Source organism: endosymbiont of Bathymodiolus septemdierum str. Myojin knoll, from assembly GCF_001547755.1.
In the GTDB taxonomy this organism is placed as follows: Bacteria; Pseudomonadota; Gammaproteobacteria; order PS1; family Pseudothioglobaceae; genus Thiodubiliella.
Genome location: NZ_AP013042.1, coordinates 1,323,874 through 1,344,355 on the forward strand (window position 1 = coordinate 1,323,874; position 20,482 = coordinate 1,344,355).

Genomic DNA, 20,482 nt, shown 5'->3' on the forward strand with positions numbered 1-20,482 from the left:
TGACTTGGTTATTTTTGTGGCAAATATAGCTTTGCCCCTGCTTGTAACGAGATATTGCGCAAATGCCCTGCTTCCCCTAAATTAGTAAGTAGCACATGTGGGTGAATGTTATAGCCCTTAACCATAAAATATTTTTGTTTATTATTGACGTTATAAAGTCCGACAACTTCCACAGATTGATTTTTACTATTTACTACTCTAGGGTTTTCAGTATCCATACTCCAAGTAAGTGAATTGGCATAACCAATAATCTTAAATGGCATCAAAACATTCTCACCACATTCAATTTCTTCTACCACATCATCCATTTCAAATGCTAAACCATTAAATGAATCAATATCGTCCATTTCACCGTATAATTTCCAAGCTTTTGGTGTTGCTATTTGTAACATTGCAGCGCCATCAGCCTCTTTGAGTATTGTGCGCATCATTACTTCATCATCTTTTCCAGGGCGTGCCATATATACCACACCATTAACTATAGTCAATTCGTATTGATGATCAGCACCTGGACCATAGCCAACACTGGTATTTGACAATTTAACATCTTTAAATAAAACATTGGGTGAAAAATCACCGGCTGTCATTTTTTTAATATTACCAAATGATTGCACAGGCACTTTGCATGCAAAATCACTGGCAATACTTGATATACTTAGTGTAATTAAAATACTACCTAATAAATATTTTTTCATTTTTATCTCTCTTTATAAAACAATTAAAATAACTAAAATTGGTTAATTTTTTAGAAAAATGCATTTCTCCAACTGATGGAAATTGTTGAATCTCTTTCTGCTTGATAACCATTACGATTTTGTGAAATTGGCACTGCGTATTCAATGCTAATATTTTTGGCACGGGCATATGTCCAATTCATACCAATACTGGCCTCGGTAAGATTGCCACCATAGTTACTGGTTTGGGCGCCTAACCCTGGACCGTATATGTTTGAGTCAACACCTTTGATTTTGCCTTGATGCTCTGTGCGTAACCGTAATGATGAGACCAAAGATGGTTTCCAGGCATAACTCCCCCAAACAGTTGCTTCATGTTTATCATCATAACGCCAACCTTCTGAATTTTTATCTTCAAGTGGAATGGTGGCTAAATATTGAGCCCCCCAACCCCATCTTTTATCTTTGCCCCAGTAAGAAACACCTAATAAAGCATCTAAAGTGCCACTGCCTAATTGTAGGCCATAACCTAAGCGTGCACTTTGCATAGTGTTTGCTGGTGTAAGTGCAATATCCTCTTTTTTAATGCTACCAGTTGGCAAACTCAATACCATATCAACTAACACATGATGTTTGTCGCTATCATGTAACTTATACAAAGCACCTAATTTAATATCACCCAAACCTTTAGATTCAACAGTATTAGTGCCAAGACTAACATTTGGATTGGCACCTGAAAAAGTCTCAAGTGTGGCTTGTTTCTTAGTCAAAGGGACAAGGGCAACTAAGGAAACTTTATCACTTATGGTGTAGTTAATAAATGGAAGTATTACATCTGCTTTGGATTTTTTCGGCACAACTCGTAATGTTGCTGGTTGCAGAGGTTTGCCAAAAAATTGATTGGGCGCCTCTAAAGCAGTTTGTTGTGCTGAAATAGAATTACTGCCTTTTAATAATCCGCTAAATTCATAACGCTGGTAATTAACGCCTATCACAAATTGTCCTTTCTTTGGTAGTCCATAAACGCCAAAAAGTCCAGCTGCTGGTGGGATGGACAGTTTTTTCTTTAAGTTTTTCATTTTCTCAGACATAACCATATGTTTTTTATCAACATCGCTATATTTAGCAAATGTTTGGGCTGAAGTAGCAAGTGCCAAAGTAAACATCATTATAGTTAAAATATTTTTTATCATCATTTTCTCCCCTTTATAGTTATAAATGAATCATACAATAACTCTGATAAATAAAATATGACCGCTGTTAGGTTTTTTTATTTTTTTGATTTCAAAATTCTAATGCGTCGACGATTTCTTTTAATTAATCCAATATTTTCCATATTGGCTAATGTGCGATACAAACTTTCTGGCTCAACACATAGTTCTTCTGCCCATACCAATAAAGGTATATTCAGTCCAAGTGTAATTCCATCAGGTGCCTCACAATTGATAAAGTGCAAAATTCGCTCTTGAATGGTTTTTAAGCGTAACCTTTCAACACGTCCGCATTGCTTTTTTAATTCTTTAGATAAAGCTAGTGAAAATTGCTTACCCAGTGTTGCCGACACCCCTAGTGACTGATAAAATTTGTCTTTGGGTATGCGCCATAAAATCGTCTTAACTGGTGCAAAACCATCACAAGAATAAGTATCCAGACAAAGGCTAGAAGTAGCAAAAAATTCATAATTAGTTGCCCGCATTAAAGTAGATTTTTGTCCACTTAATTGATATCTAATCGCTCGTAATTCACCTTTAATAACAAAATACAAATAATCAGAATTTTCGCCACAATGAAAAAGATAAGTATTTTTTTCTACTTGCAACATACTGCCTTTGATGGCAATTTCAGCAGGCACAACACTCAAAAGAGCTTTAGGTATGTCAGATTCAACTAAATTCATAATTATATAAAAAGTTTCTTTAGGTTTTCGAGTCTTGCTTGCTTAAAAACTACTCGTCCTTAAGGAAATTTTCAACAACAATCATTATCCGTTGGGCAACATTGTGATTTAAACCAAGATAAAACAGTTTTTGCATCCGGAATACCGCCTGCATGAGCGATTTTGCCATCAACCACGACACCTGGTGTGGACATAATACCGTAAGACATAATCTGCGCGGTATCTTCAATTTTTTCTATGCTGATAGGAATGGCGTTGTCGCTACAGACTTTTTCAATCAATTTTTGCGTTGCCTTGCAATTTGCACAACCTGTGCCTAAAACTTTGACTTCTATCATTTTTTTCTCCTTTATAAAAAGACCCTTGTATGAACATAAATAACCATCTTTGTTTATACGAAAGTCTCACAAAATTATATTAAATACAATCCCAATCAAAATAATTGAAATTGTCACTATGGCAGTAAAGAGCGCCAATGCCTGCCACTTAATCACCTTTCTTAAAATCAATAATTCTGGCAAAGAAATTGCGGCAATGCTCATCATAAAAGCAAGTGTGGTGCCGACCGCCACACCTTTTAGCAACATTGCCTCTGCCAATGGAATCACACCGACTGCGTTTGAATACAATGGTACACCGATTAGCACTGCCATTGGTACGGCTAATACGCTGTTAGCCTCACCCAAACTTTGTGCCCATTCTTCAGGGAAATAACCGTGGAAATACGCACCCAAGCCCACACCTAAAATCACCCATTTCCACACGCGTCCAACAATTTCTTTGGTTTCACCAATCGCATAACGATGTCTTGCTTCTAAAGAATTATCTTGCTTAATTTCTGCCATTTCACCCATTTGGATTTTCCAAACATAATCCTCTACCCAGCGCTCAGGCTTAAATTTTTCAATAATAATGCCACCAAAAAATGCCACCAATAATCCTGATCCGACATACAATAATGTAATCTTCCAACCGACAATACCTAACAACATTACTACGGCAATTTCGTTAATCATCGGGCTGGCAATTAAGAATGAAAAGGTAATACCAAGCGGAATGCCTGCTTCAACAAAACCAATGAATAATGGCACCGATGAGCATGAGCAAAATGGGGTAAAGGCACCCAGAACGATTGAAAAAATTCGGGCAACAAATTTAGAGCGTCCGCGCACATAATTACGCACCTTTTCGGGGGAGACAAACGATCTAAATAAACCCATGACATAAATAATAAGAACCAGCATAAAAAATATTTTGCTAATATCCATTACGAAAAAATGCACACTTTCGCCTAATTTTCCATCAGGTGAGACCCCTGCTAAGTCATAGACCAAATAATTTGCTAATAAATCAAACATCGCATTCTCCTATTTTTGGACGGTTAGTCATTACTTTAAGTTGTTTTGAATCTTGTTGAAACAAAGACTTTGTATGTGCTTCGGTGGTTGTAAACTTAATAATACTCTTCTGAAAATCTACCAAATCTGGGTGAATAGAATACAAGACCCATTTACCACAACGGCGTTTACGAATCAATCCATTGAGTTTTAAAATATTCAAGTGACGCGATATTTTTGACTGCGGCAAATTAAGCGCGTATTCAATTTCACAAACGCACAATTCCTTTTGTTCACAAATTAAAGTAAGGCACCTCAGCCTAGTTTCGTCGGATAAAACATTAAAAAATTCATTCATAATTAAGTATTCACATATTCGTTTTTCCATATATGATACACTAAAAAATTTATAGATGCAAAACTCTCTAAATTAATCACATTTCTTACTGCTCTAATTCAAAGATAAAGGCTGCACAGATGGGGATAGGCGACAATGTTAGATTTGTTGCTTTTATTTTTGGATTTGGGTACTAGGTAAAGCAATTAAAACATACAGTCCTGATAAAATCATTGCCGTAGATGCGAGCAAAAATGGCGCTATCAGAACTTGTGTCATTTGCGCAACCATTCCTAGTGTTAAAGCTGATACAGCATAACCAAAATCACGCCAAAATCTGTAAATACCTAACAATGTTCCTCTGGATTCAACAGGTGCAAAATCAGCAACAGCAGCGCCCAGTGTTGGGTACAACATTGCCATACCAGTACCGATTACGCCAGCTTCCAATGTCCATAAAAATATATTGTTAGTATATGGAATGCTTAACAGACCAAGTCCACATATCCACATACCACCAACAATTAACACTTTGCGTCCAATTTTGTCAGATAAAGGTCCAGTAATCAGCTGAGACCCTCCCCATACAACAGCATACACAGACACGATCGCACTTCCCTCTATTAAAGTTAAATTTTTTGATAAAAAGAACACAGGTAGAAATATCCAAACCATCGCATCTGTAAATTTCTCAACCAATCCTGCCTGATTTAAAGACAGTAATACTTTATCATGCCAACTTGCTTGAATAAACAACTTGCCAAGGCTTTGATGTGTAGCAGGAGTCACACCAACTTGATGCAACTTCGCCCACGGCATGGTTTCTTTGATTGAGAATATAGAAGAAATTAACCCTAGAAAAATAACCACTACGCCAAAAATAAACAAACCTTGTCTTGCACCCAGAAAGTCAACAATATAAGCAGTAATTACACCCGCAATTGCAACAGCCGCATAGCCAGAAAACTCATTAATGCCGTTCACCAATCCTTTTTGATTGAGTCGTGCTAAGTCTAGCTTGCTATTAATGGTCATCGACCAACACAGACCTTGGTTTACACCTAATAATAAGGTCGCTGCTACAATCCAATTCCAACTGGGCGCATACAAAATCATCAATGGAATAGGAATAGCAACAACCCAACCAGTAACCAATACGCGTTTACGCCCATAAGTATCGCTCAATTTTCCTGCGAGTAAATTCATAATGGCTTTAACCACGCCAAAAACAACCACGAATGAAGTCAACAATAAAAACTGCTGACTTCCTAGCCCAAATTCCGTATCTGCTAGACCTGGTATGACCGTTCTTGTCATGCCAATTGTTAGACCAACTAAAAATACTTGTATTAATTGCAATATTATTTGCAACTTATTTTCAGATATTCCATGTCTAATTGTCATCATTTATCCCCTATTTAATTAAATCTACATTTGCCATATTATATGCTATAATTCAATAAATCAATTGAATAGATGAATAGATGAATAGATGAATAAATAATTATGTCTTCAATAAAATACTTATTAAATGAACAACTGTCACTCATCGCACAAAGTTTAACATCGCCACAGCGATTAGAAATATTAGAATATCTATCGCAAACAGAACGCAGTGTTGATGAGTTAAGTCAATTATCAAACTTAAATATTGCTAATACTTCTCGCCATTTACAAATTTTAAAACAAGCTGCCTTAGTCGTTGTTCGTCGCGCAGGAAATAAACGCTTTTATAAATTAGCTGGAAATGATGTTACCAACCTAATTTCTAGCCTTCGTAATACAGCTAAAATCCATTTGGCTGAAGTTGAGTATTTAATGCAAAGTTATTTAAATAAGAAAGATGAGTTAGAGGCTATTGATGCGCAAGAATTACTCGAAAGAACAAAACATAATGAGGTTACCATTCTGGATATACGCCCAAAAGAGGAATTTAATACGGGTCATCTGCCAAATGCTATCAATATCCCTCCCGATGAAATAAATGAGCGCATTAAAAACCTTAAAAAGGACAAAGAAATTGTGGCATATTGTCGAGGTCCATACTGCTTATTTGCTTATGATGCAATCGAGGCATTGAGAGGTCAAGGTTTTAGGGCAAAACGCCTAGAAAATGGCTTTCCAGAATGGAAGGCTGCTGGATATCCAATTCAACAGTCTCATAATTTAAAACAAGGAGGCTTATAATGTTCTTAACCCAAAGACAAGCGCCTAGCGACCCATCGTCACTATCCTATTTATACGGCTGTGGTGGCAAAGGAAAAGCTATTGCAGTTGATGTTCATCAAGAGGATGTGGACTGGTTTATCGAGCAAGCCAAAATCAGAGAAGTTGAAATTAATACCATTATTGACACGCATATTCATGCCGACCATATCTCAGGTGGTCGTGAATTAGCTAATAAATGTGGTGGTACTTATATGCTGCACGAATCGTCTACGCCTAATTTTGAATTTAGTCCATTGCAAGATGAACAACTACTTGTTTCTGGCAATGTAATGACCAAAATCCTTCACACACCTGGGCATACAATGGACAGCGTATGTTTACTTGTATCTGACACAAGACGGACTAGCGAACCTTGGTTTTTAATCTCTGGTCATACTTTATTTGTAGGTAGTGCTGGCAGACCAGATTTGAAAGGACAAGAAGAAAAAATGGCGAGATTATTGTATCATTCAATTAATGAGAAAATCTTAACCTTGCCGGGACATGTGGAAATATACCCAGGTGCTCAAGCAGGCAGTGTTTGTGGTGCAGGTTTATCAGCCAAACCCTGCTCAACAATTTCTTTTGAAAGGCGTTTTAATACCTCGCTAAAAGAGAACGAAGATAATTTTATTAAGAGTATCTTAGATAACATCCCGTCGAAACCCATTAATATGCCAAATATTGTTCAGAAAAATAGCCAATAACAAATATAATACATTCTATTCTTAAGGAGAAAATAATGAAAAAACTTATACTAACATTAACACTTATATTTTTAGCAATCGCTGTCGTTTGGCTGTTAAATAGCACAGAGGGATATAAATTTGAAAAAATTGCCGACAATGTGTATGTAATACATGGTCCACTTGACGAGCCTAATGCTGAAAATCGTGGATTTATGAATAATCCTGGGCTTATTGTCGGTGCTAATGGTGCCATTATTATTGATCCAGGTAGCGCTTATAGTGTTGGCAAAAATGTCCTTGCTGCGGCTGAGAAAATTACCGATAAGCCAATTGTCGCAGTTTTTGACACCCATGTCCATGGTGACCATTGGTTGGGCAATCAGGCGATTGTTGAACACTACCCAAATGTCAAAATCTATGCCCACCCAAATATGATTGAGCAAGCCAAAGATGGTGAAGGTAATCGCTGGATAGCCTTAATGAATACCTTAACTGAGGGCGCCACTAAAGGCACGATTGCCACTTACCCAACGAATGCCACAACACACCTTCAAATCATTAACGCAGGCGGTGAAACTTTTAAAATTCACCATAATGTGACAAAAGCAGCGCACACCAATACTGACATTATGGTTGAGCATATCAAAACTAAAACTTTATTTATGGGTGACAATGGTTTACTACACAGACACGGACGATTTGACAACACTTCTGATATGCACGGCAACATTAAAGTATTAGAGTATGCAATCGATTTAAACTTGGATTACTATGTCCCTGGCCATGGGGAAACTGGCAATGCAGAAAGCACGGTAAAACCCTTGTTAACTTACTTGCGTATTATCCGTGATGAAGTCAAAAAAGGCTACGAAGAAGACTTGGCCGACTATGAAATCAAACCACTTGCTGACAAAAAATTAACGGATTATCGTGATTGGCATGGCTACGAAAGCAACATGGGTAAACATATTGGTAAGATGTTTAGTGAGATTGAGGCGTTAGATGAATAAAATTCAAAAAAATATTCTTACGCTATCACTGATTATATTTAATTTTCCTGCTTTTGCATGGTTTGGTATAAAAATAGCATAACTGAAGACAATAAAGCAGAATTACATAAACTTGCCTGTCAAGGCGAACGCAAAAGCAACTCCCCTTGGCATATAATCAACTTATACAATTGCGAAGAAAATACGCTATTTATTCCTTATCAATTATGGAGTGGTGCAGATTGGAATGGCGATAAAAACAGCGCCTGTATGCATAAAGCAAACACCTCCTTCTATGTCAATGAAAACAGTGGCACAACCATTAAAGGTCCAAAAAAATGGCTTAACCCAAAAACCAATCAAGAAATTGAAGTATGGTTTAGAGAAAAAATGAATGGTTCAAAACAACAATTTTTCACCTGCAACGAAAAAGGCATAGGTCGCGTATATGACAGTCGTAGAGGTGGCAGGTATTATAAATTGGGCAGATGTAAATTCCCTGCTGGATTCGGCTGGAGTATTGGCGTGCAAAGAAAATGCAAAAGCACCATGATTGAAATTATCAAGATTGATTTAAACTCAGATAATGACTTATCTGCAATAGAATTCAAATGGTGGTATAAAAACAAAAAAGGCAAACACATTCACGATCATACTTATAGATATGAAGCAGGTTATGGCTCAACAAATGCTTGGAAACAGTAATTTTTAATCGAAAAAACCATCCATATGTAATTCAGTTAAATCACTAAACCCGCCGATATGCTTGTCGTTAATGACGATTTGTGGCACTGTTCTTGCACCATTTGTAATTTTTGAAAACTCTGCCATTAAACTGCGGTCTTCATCAATCATTTTTTGTTCAAACGGCAGATTCCATTTGTTTAATAGTGCTTTGGTTTTAACGCAAATTGGACAGGTATTTGTTGAATAAACCACTATTTTCATGCCAATGCTCCCACCACTAAATCACCCATTTTATTAGTGCCCACAACAGTATCTCCATCGCTGGCAATGTCTTGGGTGCGATAGCCTTGGTCTAAGACACTGTTAACAGCCGCCTCAATTTTCTTGGCGAGAGACTCTTGATTGAGTGAGTAACGCAACATCATTGCCACTGATAAAATAGTTGCCAATGGATTTGCAATATCTTGCCCCGCAATATCAGGTGCACTGCCATGAATAGGCTCGTACATGCCAAAACCATCTTTATTCAACGATGCCGACGGTAACATACCAATAGAACCCGTCAACATTGCGGCGCAATCAGACAATACATCACCGAACAAATTACTGGTAACCATTACATCAAATTGCTTCGGTGCTTTGACCAATTGCATGGCTGCATTGTCTACATACATATGTGAAAGTTCAACATCTGGATATTCTTTTGCCACCTCAATCATGGTTTCACGCCACAACTCGCAAACTTCTAACACATTGGCTTTATCAACCGAACAAACGCGTTTTCCACGAATTTGAGCGATTTTGAAGGCAGAATGTCCAATACGGCGGATTTCAGATTCAAAATAAGTCGCTGTATTAAAGCCATATTTTTCACCATTCTTCTCTTCAATGCCTCGTGGCTGACCGAAATAAATCCCCGCTACCAGTTCACGCACAATCATTAAATCCAGACCTGAAACCACTTCCTCTTTCAAAGTTGAGGCGCTGGCAAGTTGCGGATACAAAATCGCAGGTCGCAAGTTAGAAAACAAATCCATTTCCGCGCGCAAACCCAATAAACCGCGCTCTGGACGCAAATCGCGCTGTAATTTTTCCCACTGATAACCACCCACCGCACCCAACAAAATTGAGTCGCACTCCGCGGCCGTATCCAGTGTTGCCTGTGGCAATGGCGAACCCGTCTCGTCATAAGCCGTACCGCCGATTAACCCGTGCACCAGCTTCATATTGAGTGCGTTGTTTTCATTTAGAAAATCGATAACTTTCAACGCTTGCTCAACAATCTCTTTGCCGATGCCATCGCCTGGCAATATTAGAACTTTTGACATTTAAATTTCCACCATATCAAATTGGTCTTTAGTCACGCCACAATCAGGGCATACCCAATCTTCAGGAACATCTTGCCATTTTGTCCCTGGCACAAGCCCTTCTTTTTCAGAACCTTTTTCTTCGTCGTAAATCCAACCGCAAACCATACATTTATATTTTTTCATGCTTTTCTCCGTGTAAAAAAGGGAGTGATTGTCACTCCCTTTTCATTAAATTTTTACCTAATTACTACAGGTTATCGGCGTTTTTTGCCAAGTATTCAGCCACGCCTTCCGGGGTGTCTTTCATACCTTCATCACCTTTATTCCAACCTGCTGGACAAACTTCACCGTGTGTTATGTGAAAATCAAGTGCATCAACCATTCGCAACATTTCATCAACATCCCGACCTAATGGCAAATCGTTCACCACTTGATGGCGAACAACAAAATCTTCATCAATCAAGAATGACGCGCGAAGTGCGATGCCCGCTGGATGAACAACACCATAAGATTCCATAATTGAATGGTTAACATCGGCAACCAATGGGAAGTCAATCTTGCCTAAACCACCATCTTTAGGGTCGGTATTTCTCCATGCATTATGGGTAAATTGTGAATCAATAGAAACGCCTACAACTTCAACGCCCTTTTCTGCAAATTTTGCCATACGGTGATGGTGTGCCAAAATCTCAGATGGACAAACAAAAGTAAAGTCCAACGGATAAAAGAACAGCATAATTTTCTTACCTTTAAGGCTTGAAAGTGTAAAGTTGTCTACAATTGAACCGTCTGCCAATACTGCTGCAGAAGTAAAATCTGGTGCTTGCTGTGTTACTAAAACGCTCATAATTTTCTCCAAAATAATAAATATAAAACCGTTTAATTATACAACCATAAATGCCTTTAAATCATATAAAAAATAAGGGATTGTCTGAAATACTAAGTAAAATACCGTCTTATGCTAAAAATTTACAACACACTCAGCAAGAAAAAAGAAATTTTTCAAGCCATTAACCCTGAAAAAATCGGAATGTATGTCTGTGGAATGACGGTGTATGATTATTGTCATATGGGTCATGCCCGCGTGCTGGTGATGTTTGATGTGATTACTCGCCATCTTCGTCGCCACTTTCCACAGGTGGAATATGTGCGCAATATTACCGACATTGACGATAAGATTATTCAACGGGCAATTGAAAATAAAGAGGATATTTATGCATTAACCAACCGTTTTATCAAAGCAATGCACGAGGATGAGCGTGCTTTGGGCATCTTGCCTCCTAATGCTGAACCTCGTGCAACGGATGCCATTGATCAGATGTTTTATATGATTAAAACTTTGATTGATAAAGGTATTGCTTATCAAGGCAAGAATGGTGATGTGTACTATTCAGTGCGAAAATTCAAGGATTATGGTAAGTTAAGCGGTAAAAATATCGATGATTTAGAGGCGGGTGCACGGATTGACATTGAGGAAAATAAAAAAGATCCGTTGGATTTTGTACTGTGGAAAATGGCAAAAGCAGATGAGCCAAGTTGGGAATCGCCTTGGGGCAATGGTCGTCCGGGGTGGCACATTGAGTGTTCGGCAATGTCTTGCACGCACCTTGGTAAACATTTTGACATTCACGGGGGTGGAATGGATTTGGCGTTTCCACATCACGAAAATGAAATTGCACAATCTGAAGGGGCAAACGATTGTGCCTTTGTGAATACTTGGATGCATGTAGGGTTTGTCAATATTAATAACGAGAAAATGAGTAAGTCGTTGAATAATTTCTTTACCATCCGCGGGGTGTTAGAAAATTATGACGGCGAATCCTTGCGTTACTTTATTATAAGTTCACATTATCGCTCTCCGTTGAATTTTTCAAATGAAAATTTAGACAACGCCAAGGCATCGTTGATGCGTTTATATACTGCCATTCGTGGACTTTATGCATCAGAATCAGCAACGGAAGAAGTTTCACAACGCTTTGATTTTGAGGCGAGAATGACACAAGCACTGGACGATGATTTTAATACGCCGATTGCATTAAGCGTATTATTTGAATTAGCAAAACTAATCAATACTGAGCGAGAAAAAGACAAGGATTTGGCAAATGCATTGGGGCAGTTATTGAAAAAACTCGGTGGCTTCATTGGTATTTTGCAGATGGATGCGGATGCTTTTTTAAAGCAAGGCGTAACATTATCTGATGAAGATATTGAGGCAAAAATCACACAAAGAAATGAAGCCAGACTCAACAAAGATTTTACCACTTCTGATCAAATCAGAGATGAATTAGCCGACCTTGATATTATTTTAGAAGACAGCGCGGGCGTGACCACATGGCGAAGAAAATAGAATGGGACGATATTGACACCGTACTGTTAGATATGGATGGCACACTGTTGGATTTGAATTTTGATTTGCATTTTTGGATGGAATATATGCCCTTAGTTTTTGCCAAAAAACACGGTCTCACGCATGAGCAAGCAAAGAATAAACTTTTCCCGATTTTGCGCGCTGAAGAGGGGAAATTGCATTGGTATTGCCTGGATTATTGGCAGGAAAAATTACAATTAGACATTGCCGCATTAAAAGAAGATGTGGCACATTTGATTCAAATTCATCCTTTTGTTTTGGAATTTTTAGAGCAGGCAAAAGCCCACAAAAAACGCATTTATTTAGTCACTAACGCTCATAGAAAAACCCTGCAATTAAAAATGCGAGTAACGAATCTAGCGTCTTATTTTGACGCTATGATTGTCTCGCACGACTACAACGCTGCCAAAGAAAAACAAGAATTTTGGCACAAATTAGAAACTGAATTAAAATTTGACAAAGCCAAAAGCATCTTTTTCGATGACTCATGCGCCGTATTAAATGCCGCCAAAGAATACGGCATCGGCACCATTGTTGCAATGAGCAAGCCCAGTTCTAAAATGGACGCCAAAGAAATTGAAGGTTTTATAAACATCGACACTTTTAAACAGGCATTAATCTTATGAAAATAGGCATCCTATCAGACTCCCACACTTGGATTCACCCTCAAATAATTACTTTAATGAATACCTGCGACCGCATTATTCACGCAGGGGATATCATGGAAGAAAACACGCTCAATGTATTTACTGCGCCACTCACAGCGGTCAGAGGCAATAATGATGGGCACCTTGCTTTTGCCGATATTGAGATGCTTGACTTGCCTGGTGGCAAATTGGTGGTGGAACATGGGCATGAACACGGATGGCAAACACCGTCGCATGAATCTTTACGAGAAACCCACGCTGACGCCAAAGTCATTATTTACGGACACACGCACAAGCAAGTCATTGATACCGATGTTAGCCCTTGGATTGTCAATCCAGGTGCATCGGGTGCTGTTCGCAATCGCGGTGGTTCTAAATGTTTGGTGCTAACGATTGACAATCAGCAATCATGGGAAATAACGCCTTACAATTTCCCCGATAACGCATAGTCTGCACTGTATAATTATTCTTTTTTAAGTTAACAAAGGATACAACAAATGAAAAACGCTTTTTATGCACAATCTGGCGGTGTAACTGCCGTAATCAATGCTTCGGCTTGTGGTGTTATCGAAACAGCACGCAAATTCCCAGACAAAATTGGCAAAGTTTACGCAGGTCAAAATGGCATCATCGGCGCCTTAATGGAAAACTTAATTGACACTTCAAAAGAATCTGACTCGAACATTTCTGCATTAAAGCATACACCTTCTGGTGGTTTTGGCTCTTGTCGTTATAAGATGAAGTCTTTAGAGGCTAACAAGGCTGAATATGAAAGACTTATTGAAGTATTTAAAGCGCACGACATTGGTTATTTTTTCTACAACGGTGGTGGCGATTCTGCTGACACTTGTTTAAAAGTTTCTCAACTATCTGAGTCTATGGGCTACCCAATCCAAGCGATTCATGTACCTAAAACAGTTGATAACGATTTACCAGTCACAGACAACTGCCCGGGTTTTGGCTCGGTAGCAAAATACATTGCAGTTTCCACAATGGAGGCAAGTTTTGATGTTGCATCAATGGCTGCAACCTCTACTAAGATTTTCGTTTTAGAAGTAATGGGTCGTCATGCAGGCTGGATTGCAGCGGCAGGTGGTTTGGTTGATGATTCAATCCCCGTGGTTATTTTATTCCCAGAAATTGAGTTTGATGAAAAGGCATTCCTTGCGAAAGTTGACAAGAATGTGAAAGAATTTGGTTATTGCACCATTGTGGTTTCTGAAGGCACGCAATGGCCAGATGGTCGTTTCCTTGCAGAGCAAGGTACACGCGATGACTTCGGTCACGCACAACTTGGTGGCGCGGCGCCAGTTGTTGCTAACTTAATTAAAGACGCATTAGGCTACAAATACCACTGGGCAGTTGCAGATTACTTACAACGAGCAGCACGCCATTTGGCTTCCAAATCAGATGTTGAGCAAGCATACGCATTAGGTGAGGCAGCTGTCAACTTGGCAATGGAAGGCAAAAACTCTGTCATGCCTGCGATTATTCGCACGGGTAACAACCCGTACACTTGGGAAATCGGCATGGGTGAGCTGAAAGACATTGCTAATGTTGAGAAGATGATGCCAATGGATTACATTACTAAAGATGGCTTCGGTATTACCGATGCATGTCGTAAGTATTTACAGCCATTAATTGAAGGCGAAGACTACCCACCATACAAGAACGGCTTGCCGGACTATGTAGTGATGAAGAAAGAAATGGTTGATAAAAAATTACCATCGTTTGAAGTTTAATTTTTAACGAAAAACTCAAAAGGGTTGTGTCATTAGTGGCATAACCCTTTTTTATTAAGGGATTGTTGATTATTGAAAGTGCGATTTAGGAAATGCAAAAAATAGTGCATTTTTTACTCAAAAATAAGGAGAATAGCCAGTTATTTGACGAATTTTTGAGCGAAAAAAGGTGCTGTTTTATGTGTTTCATGAATTGTGCTTTCAATATTCAATAGTCCCTTTAACAAGGAGAAAATAAGATGCCAACAGGACCAAGAGAAATTACCACGCCTTTTCGACCTATTCCATTGGATGTGCCAGAAGGAATGAAACCGAATGAATTTTTTAACTCGCCAGAAAATTTAGCGGATTTAGCGGGTAACAATGGCTTATTAACCAACGATGAAGATTTACTACTTTACAGAAAAGCATTAGGACACTCAAATGAATTTGACTGCTCTATCATCTACAACACATCCCAGAAGATACTAAACCCACTAGGGCGACCTGTACGACGCACCCAAGTGCCCGACAATGTGAAAAATGTTTGGAATCGTATGAACCAAATCATCATTAGCTTTATGCTGGAAAAATATCCTGACCCTGAAAAATACTTAATCCTAGCGGGAGAGGCGTCGCTTGATTCCACTTGGCCGATTACTTCTCCAGGTGTGCCGAGTATTCGTATGTTGCACAATCACTTTATTGTGTTTGACAAGCAACAACTGAAAGATGCGGATATGACAGATATAAATAATCCTAATTTAACCGATGGTGGGCAACATTCTGTTTTTGCTGCTTACATGAAGGATGTTTATGTAGAATTTTTATCATCATTAGATTTAAAAATTCTAAAGCCTGTTACTGGTAATTCATCAAGCATTGCACTAACAGGCTATCCGCAAGGATTAACCAACTGGGAAATCCAAGGCGGTATTGAAAGCCTAAAAAACATTGATTTTTGGCATGAATACGACCAAATTTTAAAAGGTTTCTTAGATTTTTATCGCACTTTCTTCACTCAAGTATCTAGTAGAAATTCAGGTGTACCAAAGAATGCTTATTTTGCCAAAGAAATTGAGAAAACCCTATTATTTAACAACGATTTCTTATCTGCAGCCAAGCAAGTACGCGACAAATGCTTAAGCGATGCAAAATACGCCTCAGATATCCGCTGGCAACCTGCCTTTAAACAACTCATCTATCGTGATGACCAAGGTAGGCTCATCGTTACCATTTCACAGAACTCAATCGGCAATGCAATTACTGAATTGTTGGGCGTTGTGGTTAAACGCTCCCCAGATAAGGAAGCCTATGAAAAAGCCGAACCTGCACTAATTAAAAGACTACTAGAAGTGCGCTCAAGATTAATCGATGCAGACTTAGGTCGTGCTATTAAAACCAAGTATTGGGACAAATAATAAGGTATATTTTACCAAGTCTTAAATTCAAAAAAGATATAGACATTAATTACATTAACAGGCTTGAACCCTGTTAATTAAAAATTACTTAAGCGCATATCTCTCTTTATTTGGCACCTTATTTTAGACAAAAAAATACCCCAACACTCATTGAATGTTGGGGTATTTTAGAATTAAAGCCTAGCAATGTCCTACTCTCACATGGGGAGACCCCACACTACCATCGGCGCTAAGTGGTTTCACTTCTGAGTTCGATATGGGATCAGGTGGGTCACACTCGCTATTGTCACTAAGCAAACTGTTTTCTTATTCTATCCCGTGGCGAATATTTCACTCATTTTCTGCGTTATTTTCACAACTCAATCAGTCACACAGTTTTCACTGTGCACCTTCAATCATTGTAAAAATGCCTTGAAACTAAGCAAAATCTCCGCCACTCTTTCTTTATTAGGTGGCATAGATGCATAGATTAAGAGAATTAAAAAGTTTTTATATCTTAAAGAAGATATAACAATTAAATACATTTATAAAGTTTGTACACTTACTCAGTGTATTGCATGACACATCAACACAAAAATATGAATCCGAATAAATAAATATTCAAATAATTTGGGTGTTATATGGTCAAGCCTCACGATCAATTAGTACAAGTTAGCTTCACACATCACTGCGCTTCCACACCTTGCCTATCAACCTCGTAGTCTTCGAGGGATCTTTAGGGATATTAAATATCCAGGGAGACCTAATCTTGGGAGGGGCTTCCCGCTTAGATGCTTTCAGCGGTTATCCTTTCCAAACATAGCTACTCGGCAATGCGACTGGCGTCACAACCGAAACACCAGAGGTTTGTCCACTTCGGTCCTCTCGTACTAGAAGCAGCTTCCCTCAAGTCTCCAACGCCCACGGTAGATAGGGACCGAACTGTCTCACGACGTTCTAAACCCAGCTCGCGTACCACTTTAAATGGCGAACAGCCATACCCTTGGGACCTGCTTCAGCCCCAGGATGTGATGAGCCGACATCGAGGTGCCAAACACCGCCGTCGATGTGAACTCTTGGGCGGTATCAGCCTGTTATCCCCGGCGTACCTTTTATCCGTTGAGCGATGGTCCTTCCACTCAGAACCACCGGATCACTAAGACCTAGTTTCCTACCTGCTCGACGTGTCAGTCTCGCAGTCAAGCACCCTTTTACCTTTGCGCTCATTGCACGATGTCCGACCGTGCTGAGGGTACCTTTGCGCTCCTCCGTTACTCTTTAGGAGGAGACCGCCCCAGTCAAACTACCCACCATGCATTGTCCTCGATCCAGATAATGGACCTAAGTTAGAACCCCAACCATACCAGGCTGGTATTTCAAGATTGGCTCCACTCAAACTAGCGTTCAAGTTTCAAAGCCTCCCAGCTATCCTACACAAGTAGGATCAGAGTTCAATGCAAAGCTGTAGTAAAGGTGCACGGGGTCTTTCCGTCTGGCCGCGGGTATACTGCATCTTAACAGCAATTTCAATTTCACTGAGTCTCGGGTGGAGACAGTGTGGCCCTCGTTACGCCATTCGTGCAGGTCGGAACTTACCCGACAAGGAATTTCGCTACCTTAGGACCGTTATAGTTACGGCCGCCGTTTACTTGGGCTTCGATCAAAAGCTTCGGACGAATCCTAACCTCATCAATTAACCTTCAAGCACCGGGCAGGCGTCACACCCTATACGTCCACTTACGTGTTTGCAGAGTGCTGTGTTTTTAATAAACAGTCGGAGCCACCTGGTATCTTCAACTCTTACCAGCTCATTTAGCAAGTAAAATCACCGGCAAGAGCACACCTTCTCCCGAAGTTACGGTGTCATTTTGCCTAGTTCCTTCACCCGAGTTCTCTCAAGCGCCTTAGAATTCTCATCTCGTCCACCTGTGTCGGTTTGGGGTACGGTTTCATATAACCTGAAGCTTAGAGGATTTTCCTGGAAGCATGGTATCACGCACTTCTCCCAAAAGAGGGATCGTTATCACGCCTTGAGATAAAGAGTTCCGGATTTTCCTAAAACTCATCTCTACACGCTTGAACTTGGACAACCATCGCCAAGCTGCGCTAACCTTCTCCGTCTTCCCATCGCAGTTATATGAAGTACAGGAATATTAACCTGTTTCCCATCGACTACGCATTTCTGCCTCGCCTTAGGGGCCGACTAACCCTACGCCGATTAACGTTGCGTAGGAAACCTTGGACTTCTGGCGAGGGGGTTTTTCACCCCCTTTATCGTTACTCATGTCAGCATTCGCACTTCTGATACCTCCAGCATCCCTCACAGGACACCTTCAACGGCTTACAGAACGCTCTCCTACCATACTAATAAATTAGTATCCGCAGCTTCGGTATATAGTTTTAGCCCCGTTAAATCTTCCGCGCAAACCGACTCGACCAGTGAGCTATTACGCACTCTTTAAAGGAATGGCTGCTTCTAAGCCAACCTCCTGGCTGTCTGGGCCTTTTCACATCGTTTCCCACTTAACTATAATTTTGGGACCTTAGCTGACGGTCTGGGTTGTTTCCCTTTCCACTACGGACGTTAGCACCCGCAGTGTGTCTGCCATGCTCATACTTTCAGGTATTCGGAGTTTGCAATGGTTTACTAAGTCTTGACGACCCGCTAGCCATAACAGTGCTCTACCCCCTGAAGTAATACATGACGCTCTACCTAAATAGATTTCGGAGAGAACCAGCTATCTCCGGGTTTGTTTGGCCTTTCACCCCTATCCACAGTTCATCCCCTCATTTTTCAACATAAGTGGGTTCGGGCCTCCAGTTAGTTTTACCTAACCTTCACCCTGACCATGGATAGATCACCCGGTTTCGGGTCTACTCCCAGCAACTAATCGCCCATTTAAGACTCGGTTTCCCTACGGCTCCCCTAATGGTTAACCTTGCTACTGAGAAGTAAGTCGCTGACCCATTATACAAAAGGTACGCAGTCACGGAATAAATCCGCTCCTACTGCTTGTATGCATACGATTTCAGGTTCTATTTCACTCCCCTCCCGGGGTTCTTTTCGCCTTTCCCTCACGGTACTTGTTCACTATCGGTCATTAGAGAGTATTTAGCCTTGGAGGGTGGTCCCCCCGTATTCAAACAGCGTTTCACGTGCGCCGCCTTACTCGATTTCACATAAATTTAGTTTTCGTGTACGGGACTATCACCCTGTATCGTTGAACTTTCCAGAACATTCTACTAACTAAAAATATGCTTAAGGGCTGATCCCCGTTCGCTCGCCGCTACTAAGGGAATCTCGGTTGATTTCTTTTCCTCTAGGTACTTAGATGTTTCAGTTCCCTAGGTTTGCCTCCTTAACCTATGTATTCAGTTAAGGATAACCACCTGATGGTGGCTGGGTTTTCCCATTCGGAGATCTCTGGCTAATAATGCTTATTATCAGCTAACCAAAGCTTATCGCAGATTATCACGTCCTTCATCGCCTTCTAATGCCAAGGCATCCGTCGTATGCACTTATTCACTTGACCATATAACCCCAAACTATCTGTTTGTGATGGCAACTTTTGCCCTCACAAACCTATAAAGGTTATAGGTTAGTATTTCACCTGAAGTCACAAATTGTGATAAATCACAATCGGTGAATTCTTTTTTATTTCATTGGCAGCTATTAACTGCCGATGAGAATCCATATTTTTTGAAATTGTTGTGTCAATGCAATACACCAATGATAACTGTCATCACAACAGTCATCGCGTTGTTATATTGTATATTTACAAACTTTACTTCATGTATTAAATTGTTAAAGAGCATCACACCCGAAGGCGAGATTTAAAAACTTAAATTAAAACCACATTAAAATGATTTTATTTAAGTTTTCAAGAAAATGAAAACTTGTATTTTGCAAGGCAAAATAGAAAGTGGTGGAGCCAGGGAGGATCGAACTCCCGACCTCTTGCGTGCAAGGCAAGCGCTCTCCCAGCTGAGCTATGGCCCCTTACTTGTCTATTTTTCATTGTTCTGCGTTATTTTTTTCGTTCGGTCAGTCATGTAGTTTTCACTACATTCCTTCCTTCACTCAAAAAAAATGCCTTGAACAATAAAAAATATCCTGCGTAAACAGTATTAAAAAACACTGTAATTTTGATTTTTTGCAAGGAAAGACTGATTGAACTTATGCTAATAAGCGATTGAAGGCTTGACGCCGCAAAAAAC

Annotated in this window: 20 protein-coding genes, 1 tRNA gene and 2 rRNA genes; 9 read left to right on the plus strand and 14 right to left on the minus strand. The window is 39.7% G+C overall.

Annotation, left to right across the window (positions count from 1 at the left end; translation table 11 throughout):
- Positions 1-8 precede the first annotated feature (8 nt).
- The 7 genes from BSEPE_RS08085 to BSEPE_RS07040 form a co-directional block, all read right to left on the minus strand.
- Positions 9-695, minus strand: a complete 687-nt coding sequence (locus BSEPE_RS08085) for a hypothetical protein (RefSeq protein WP_066045517.1) — start codon at positions 693-695, stop codon at positions 9-11.
- 50 nt (positions 696-745) lie between these two features.
- Positions 746-1,870: a transporter family protein gene (locus BSEPE_RS07015; RefSeq protein WP_066045520.1), complete on the minus strand. Its 1,125-nt coding sequence runs from the start codon at positions 1,868-1,870 to the stop codon at positions 746-748.
- A gap of 74 nt (positions 1,871-1,944) precedes the next feature.
- Positions 1,945-2,571, minus strand: a complete 627-nt coding sequence (locus tag BSEPE_RS07020) for a Crp/Fnr family transcriptional regulator (protein ID WP_066045523.1) — start codon at positions 2,569-2,571, stop codon at positions 1,945-1,947.
- 71 nt (positions 2,572-2,642) lie between these two features.
- Complete coding sequence (locus BSEPE_RS07025; RefSeq protein WP_066045498.1) at positions 2,643-2,909, minus strand: thioredoxin family protein; 267 nt, start codon at positions 2,907-2,909, stop codon at positions 2,643-2,645.
- 66 nt (positions 2,910-2,975) lie between these two features.
- On the minus strand, positions 2,976-3,929 hold the full coding sequence (locus BSEPE_RS07030; RefSeq protein ID WP_066045526.1) for a permease: 954 nt from the start codon (positions 3,927-3,929) through the stop codon (positions 2,976-2,978).
- The gene (locus BSEPE_RS07035; protein WP_066045529.1) at positions 3,922-4,266 is read right to left on the minus strand and encodes an ArsR/SmtB family transcription factor; all 345 of its coding nucleotides are present in this window, start codon (positions 4,264-4,266) and stop codon (positions 3,922-3,924) included. Before BSEPE_RS07035 ends, BSEPE_RS07030 begins: the two co-directional genes overlap by 8 nt.
- Positions 4,267-4,419: 153 nt before the next feature.
- A complete protein-coding gene (locus BSEPE_RS07040) occupies positions 4,420-5,652 on the minus strand; it encodes an MFS transporter (protein WP_231893494.1) in 1,233 nt (410 codons plus the stop codon).
- 99 nt (positions 5,653-5,751) lie between these two features.
- Here BSEPE_RS07040 and BSEPE_RS07045 point away from each other — a divergent pair, with 99 nt between their 5' ends.
- Genes BSEPE_RS07045 through BSEPE_RS07060 form a run of 4 tightly spaced genes read left to right on the plus strand, consistent with a single transcriptional unit; the run spans position 5,752 to position 8,836 of the window.
- Entirely contained in the window at positions 5,752-6,432 is a 681-nt protein-coding gene (locus tag BSEPE_RS07045) for an ArsR/SmtB family transcription factor (protein WP_066045535.1), read from the plus strand.
- Entirely contained in the window at positions 6,432-7,160 is a 729-nt protein-coding gene (locus BSEPE_RS07050) for an MBL fold metallo-hydrolase (protein ID WP_066045538.1), read from the plus strand. Before BSEPE_RS07045 ends, BSEPE_RS07050 begins: the two co-directional genes overlap by 1 nt.
- Positions 7,161-7,195: 35 nt before the next feature.
- On the plus strand, positions 7,196-8,152 hold the full coding sequence (locus BSEPE_RS07055) for an MBL fold metallo-hydrolase (RefSeq protein ID WP_066045540.1): 957 nt from the start codon (positions 7,196-7,198) through the stop codon (positions 8,150-8,152).
- Positions 8,153-8,209: 57 nt separating this feature from the next.
- A complete protein-coding gene (locus BSEPE_RS07060; RefSeq protein ID WP_066045544.1) occupies positions 8,210-8,836 on the plus strand; it encodes a hypothetical protein in 627 nt (208 codons plus the stop codon).
- Between the two features lie 3 nt (positions 8,837-8,839).
- Here the strand turns inward: BSEPE_RS07060 and BSEPE_RS07065 are convergent, their stop codons facing one another.
- From BSEPE_RS07065 to BSEPE_RS07080, 4 genes are all read right to left on the minus strand, one after another.
- Positions 8,840-9,079 carry a glutaredoxin domain-containing protein gene (locus tag BSEPE_RS07065; protein ID WP_066045547.1) on the minus strand — a complete coding sequence of 80 codons (240 nt, stop codon included), beginning with the start codon at positions 9,077-9,079 and terminating at the stop codon, positions 8,840-8,842.
- On the minus strand, positions 9,076-10,146 hold the full coding sequence (gene leuB / locus BSEPE_RS07070; RefSeq protein ID WP_066045550.1) for a 3-isopropylmalate dehydrogenase: 1,071 nt from the start codon (positions 10,144-10,146) through the stop codon (positions 9,076-9,078). Before leuB ends, BSEPE_RS07065 begins: the two co-directional genes overlap by 4 nt.
- Positions 10,147-10,311: a rubredoxin gene (locus tag BSEPE_RS07075; RefSeq protein ID WP_066045554.1), complete on the minus strand. Its 165-nt coding sequence runs from the start codon at positions 10,309-10,311 to the stop codon at positions 10,147-10,149.
- A gap of 64 nt (positions 10,312-10,375) precedes the next feature.
- A complete protein-coding gene (locus BSEPE_RS07080; protein WP_066045557.1) occupies positions 10,376-10,975 on the minus strand; it encodes a peroxiredoxin in 600 nt (199 codons plus the stop codon).
- Between the two features lie 111 nt (positions 10,976-11,086).
- Between BSEPE_RS07080 and cysS the strand changes: the two genes are divergently transcribed.
- The 5 genes from cysS to BSEPE_RS07105 all read left to right on the plus strand — a co-directional run bounded on the left by cysS (position 11,087) and on the right by BSEPE_RS07105 (position 16,285).
- On the plus strand, positions 11,087-12,475 hold the full coding sequence (gene cysS, locus BSEPE_RS07085) for a cysteine--tRNA ligase (protein WP_066045560.1): 1,389 nt from the start codon (positions 11,087-11,089) through the stop codon (positions 12,473-12,475).
- Positions 12,460-13,122 (plus strand): GMP/IMP nucleotidase, encoded by a 663-nt coding sequence (gene yrfG, locus BSEPE_RS07090; RefSeq protein WP_066045563.1) that lies wholly within the window; start codon positions 12,460-12,462, stop codon positions 13,120-13,122. The genes cysS and yrfG overlap by 16 nt, the downstream gene beginning before the upstream one ends.
- Positions 13,119-13,592, plus strand: coding sequence for a metallophosphoesterase family protein (locus BSEPE_RS07095; protein WP_066045566.1), 474 nt, complete (start codon positions 13,119-13,121; stop codon positions 13,590-13,592). The genes yrfG and BSEPE_RS07095 overlap by 4 nt, the downstream gene beginning before the upstream one ends.
- Positions 13,593-13,640: 48 nt before the next feature.
- The gene (locus BSEPE_RS07100; RefSeq protein ID WP_083503003.1) at positions 13,641-14,885 is read left to right on the plus strand and encodes a 6-phosphofructokinase; all 1,245 of its coding nucleotides are present in this window, start codon (positions 13,641-13,643) and stop codon (positions 14,883-14,885) included.
- A gap of 239 nt (positions 14,886-15,124) precedes the next feature.
- The gene (locus tag BSEPE_RS07105; protein ID WP_066045572.1) at positions 15,125-16,285 is read left to right on the plus strand and encodes a hypothetical protein; all 1,161 of its coding nucleotides are present in this window, start codon (positions 15,125-15,127) and stop codon (positions 16,283-16,285) included.
- Positions 16,286-16,463: 178 nt separating this feature from the next.
- Here the strand turns inward: BSEPE_RS07105 and rrf are convergent.
- The 3 genes from rrf to BSEPE_RS07120 all read right to left on the minus strand — a co-directional run bounded on the left by rrf (position 16,464) and on the right by BSEPE_RS07120 (position 20,264).
- A 5S ribosomal RNA gene (gene rrf / locus BSEPE_RS07110) occupies positions 16,464-16,579 on the minus strand.
- A gap of 326 nt (positions 16,580-16,905) precedes the next feature.
- Positions 16,906-19,797, minus strand: a 23S ribosomal RNA gene (locus tag BSEPE_RS07115).
- Between the two features lie 391 nt (positions 19,798-20,188).
- Positions 20,189-20,264 (minus strand) — tRNA-Ala (locus tag BSEPE_RS07120).
- Positions 20,265-20,482: the final 218 nt, after the last annotated feature.

Excerpts from the sequence above, each read along its gene's own strand:
- BSEPE_RS08085 (WP_066045517.1), bottom strand. The coding sequence starts at position 695 with ATGAAAAAATATTTATTAGGTAGTATTTTAATTACACTAAGTATATCA.
- BSEPE_RS07015 (WP_066045520.1), bottom strand. The coding sequence starts at position 1,870 with ATGATGATAAAAAATATTTTAACTATAATGATGTTTACTTTGGCACTT.
- BSEPE_RS07020 (WP_066045523.1), bottom strand. The coding sequence starts at position 2,571 with ATGAATTTAGTTGAATCTGACATACCTAAAGCTCTTTTGAGTGTTGTG.
- BSEPE_RS07025 (WP_066045498.1), bottom strand. The coding sequence starts at position 2,909 with ATGATAGAAGTCAAAGTTTTAGGCACAGGTTGTGCAAATTGCAAGGCA.
- BSEPE_RS07030 (WP_066045526.1), bottom strand. The coding sequence starts at position 3,929 with ATGTTTGATTTATTAGCAAATTATTTGGTCTATGACTTAGCAGGGGTC.
- BSEPE_RS07035 (WP_066045529.1), bottom strand. The coding sequence starts at position 4,266 with ATGAATGAATTTTTTAATGTTTTATCCGACGAAACTAGGCTGAGGTGC.
- BSEPE_RS07040 (WP_231893494.1), bottom strand. The coding sequence starts at position 5,652 with ATGATGACAATTAGACATGGAATATCTGAAAATAAGTTGCAAATAATA.
- BSEPE_RS07045 (WP_066045535.1), top strand. The coding sequence starts at position 5,752 with ATGTCTTCAATAAAATACTTATTAAATGAACAACTGTCACTCATCGCA.
- BSEPE_RS07050 (WP_066045538.1), top strand. The coding sequence starts at position 6,432 with ATGTTCTTAACCCAAAGACAAGCGCCTAGCGACCCATCGTCACTATCC.
- BSEPE_RS07055 (WP_066045540.1), top strand. The coding sequence starts at position 7,196 with ATGAAAAAACTTATACTAACATTAACACTTATATTTTTAGCAATCGCT.
- BSEPE_RS07060 (WP_066045544.1), top strand. The coding sequence starts at position 8,210 with ATGGTTTGGTATAAAAATAGCATAACTGAAGACAATAAAGCAGAATTA.
- BSEPE_RS07065 (WP_066045547.1), bottom strand. The coding sequence starts at position 9,079 with ATGAAAATAGTGGTTTATTCAACAAATACCTGTCCAATTTGCGTTAAA.
- leuB (WP_066045550.1), bottom strand. The coding sequence starts at position 10,146 with ATGTCAAAAGTTCTAATATTGCCAGGCGATGGCATCGGCAAAGAGATT.
- BSEPE_RS07075 (WP_066045554.1), bottom strand. The coding sequence starts at position 10,311 with ATGAAAAAATATAAATGTATGGTTTGCGGTTGGATTTACGACGAAGAA.
- BSEPE_RS07080 (WP_066045557.1), bottom strand. The coding sequence starts at position 10,975 with ATGAGCGTTTTAGTAACACAGCAAGCACCAGATTTTACTTCTGCAGCA.
- cysS (WP_066045560.1), top strand. The coding sequence starts at position 11,087 with ATGCTAAAAATTTACAACACACTCAGCAAGAAAAAAGAAATTTTTCAA.
- yrfG (WP_066045563.1), top strand. The coding sequence starts at position 12,460 with ATGGCGAAGAAAATAGAATGGGACGATATTGACACCGTACTGTTAGAT.
- BSEPE_RS07095 (WP_066045566.1), top strand. The coding sequence starts at position 13,119 with ATGAAAATAGGCATCCTATCAGACTCCCACACTTGGATTCACCCTCAA.
- BSEPE_RS07100 (WP_083503003.1), top strand. The coding sequence starts at position 13,641 with ATGAAAAACGCTTTTTATGCACAATCTGGCGGTGTAACTGCCGTAATC.
- BSEPE_RS07105 (WP_066045572.1), top strand. The coding sequence starts at position 15,125 with ATGCCAACAGGACCAAGAGAAATTACCACGCCTTTTCGACCTATTCCA.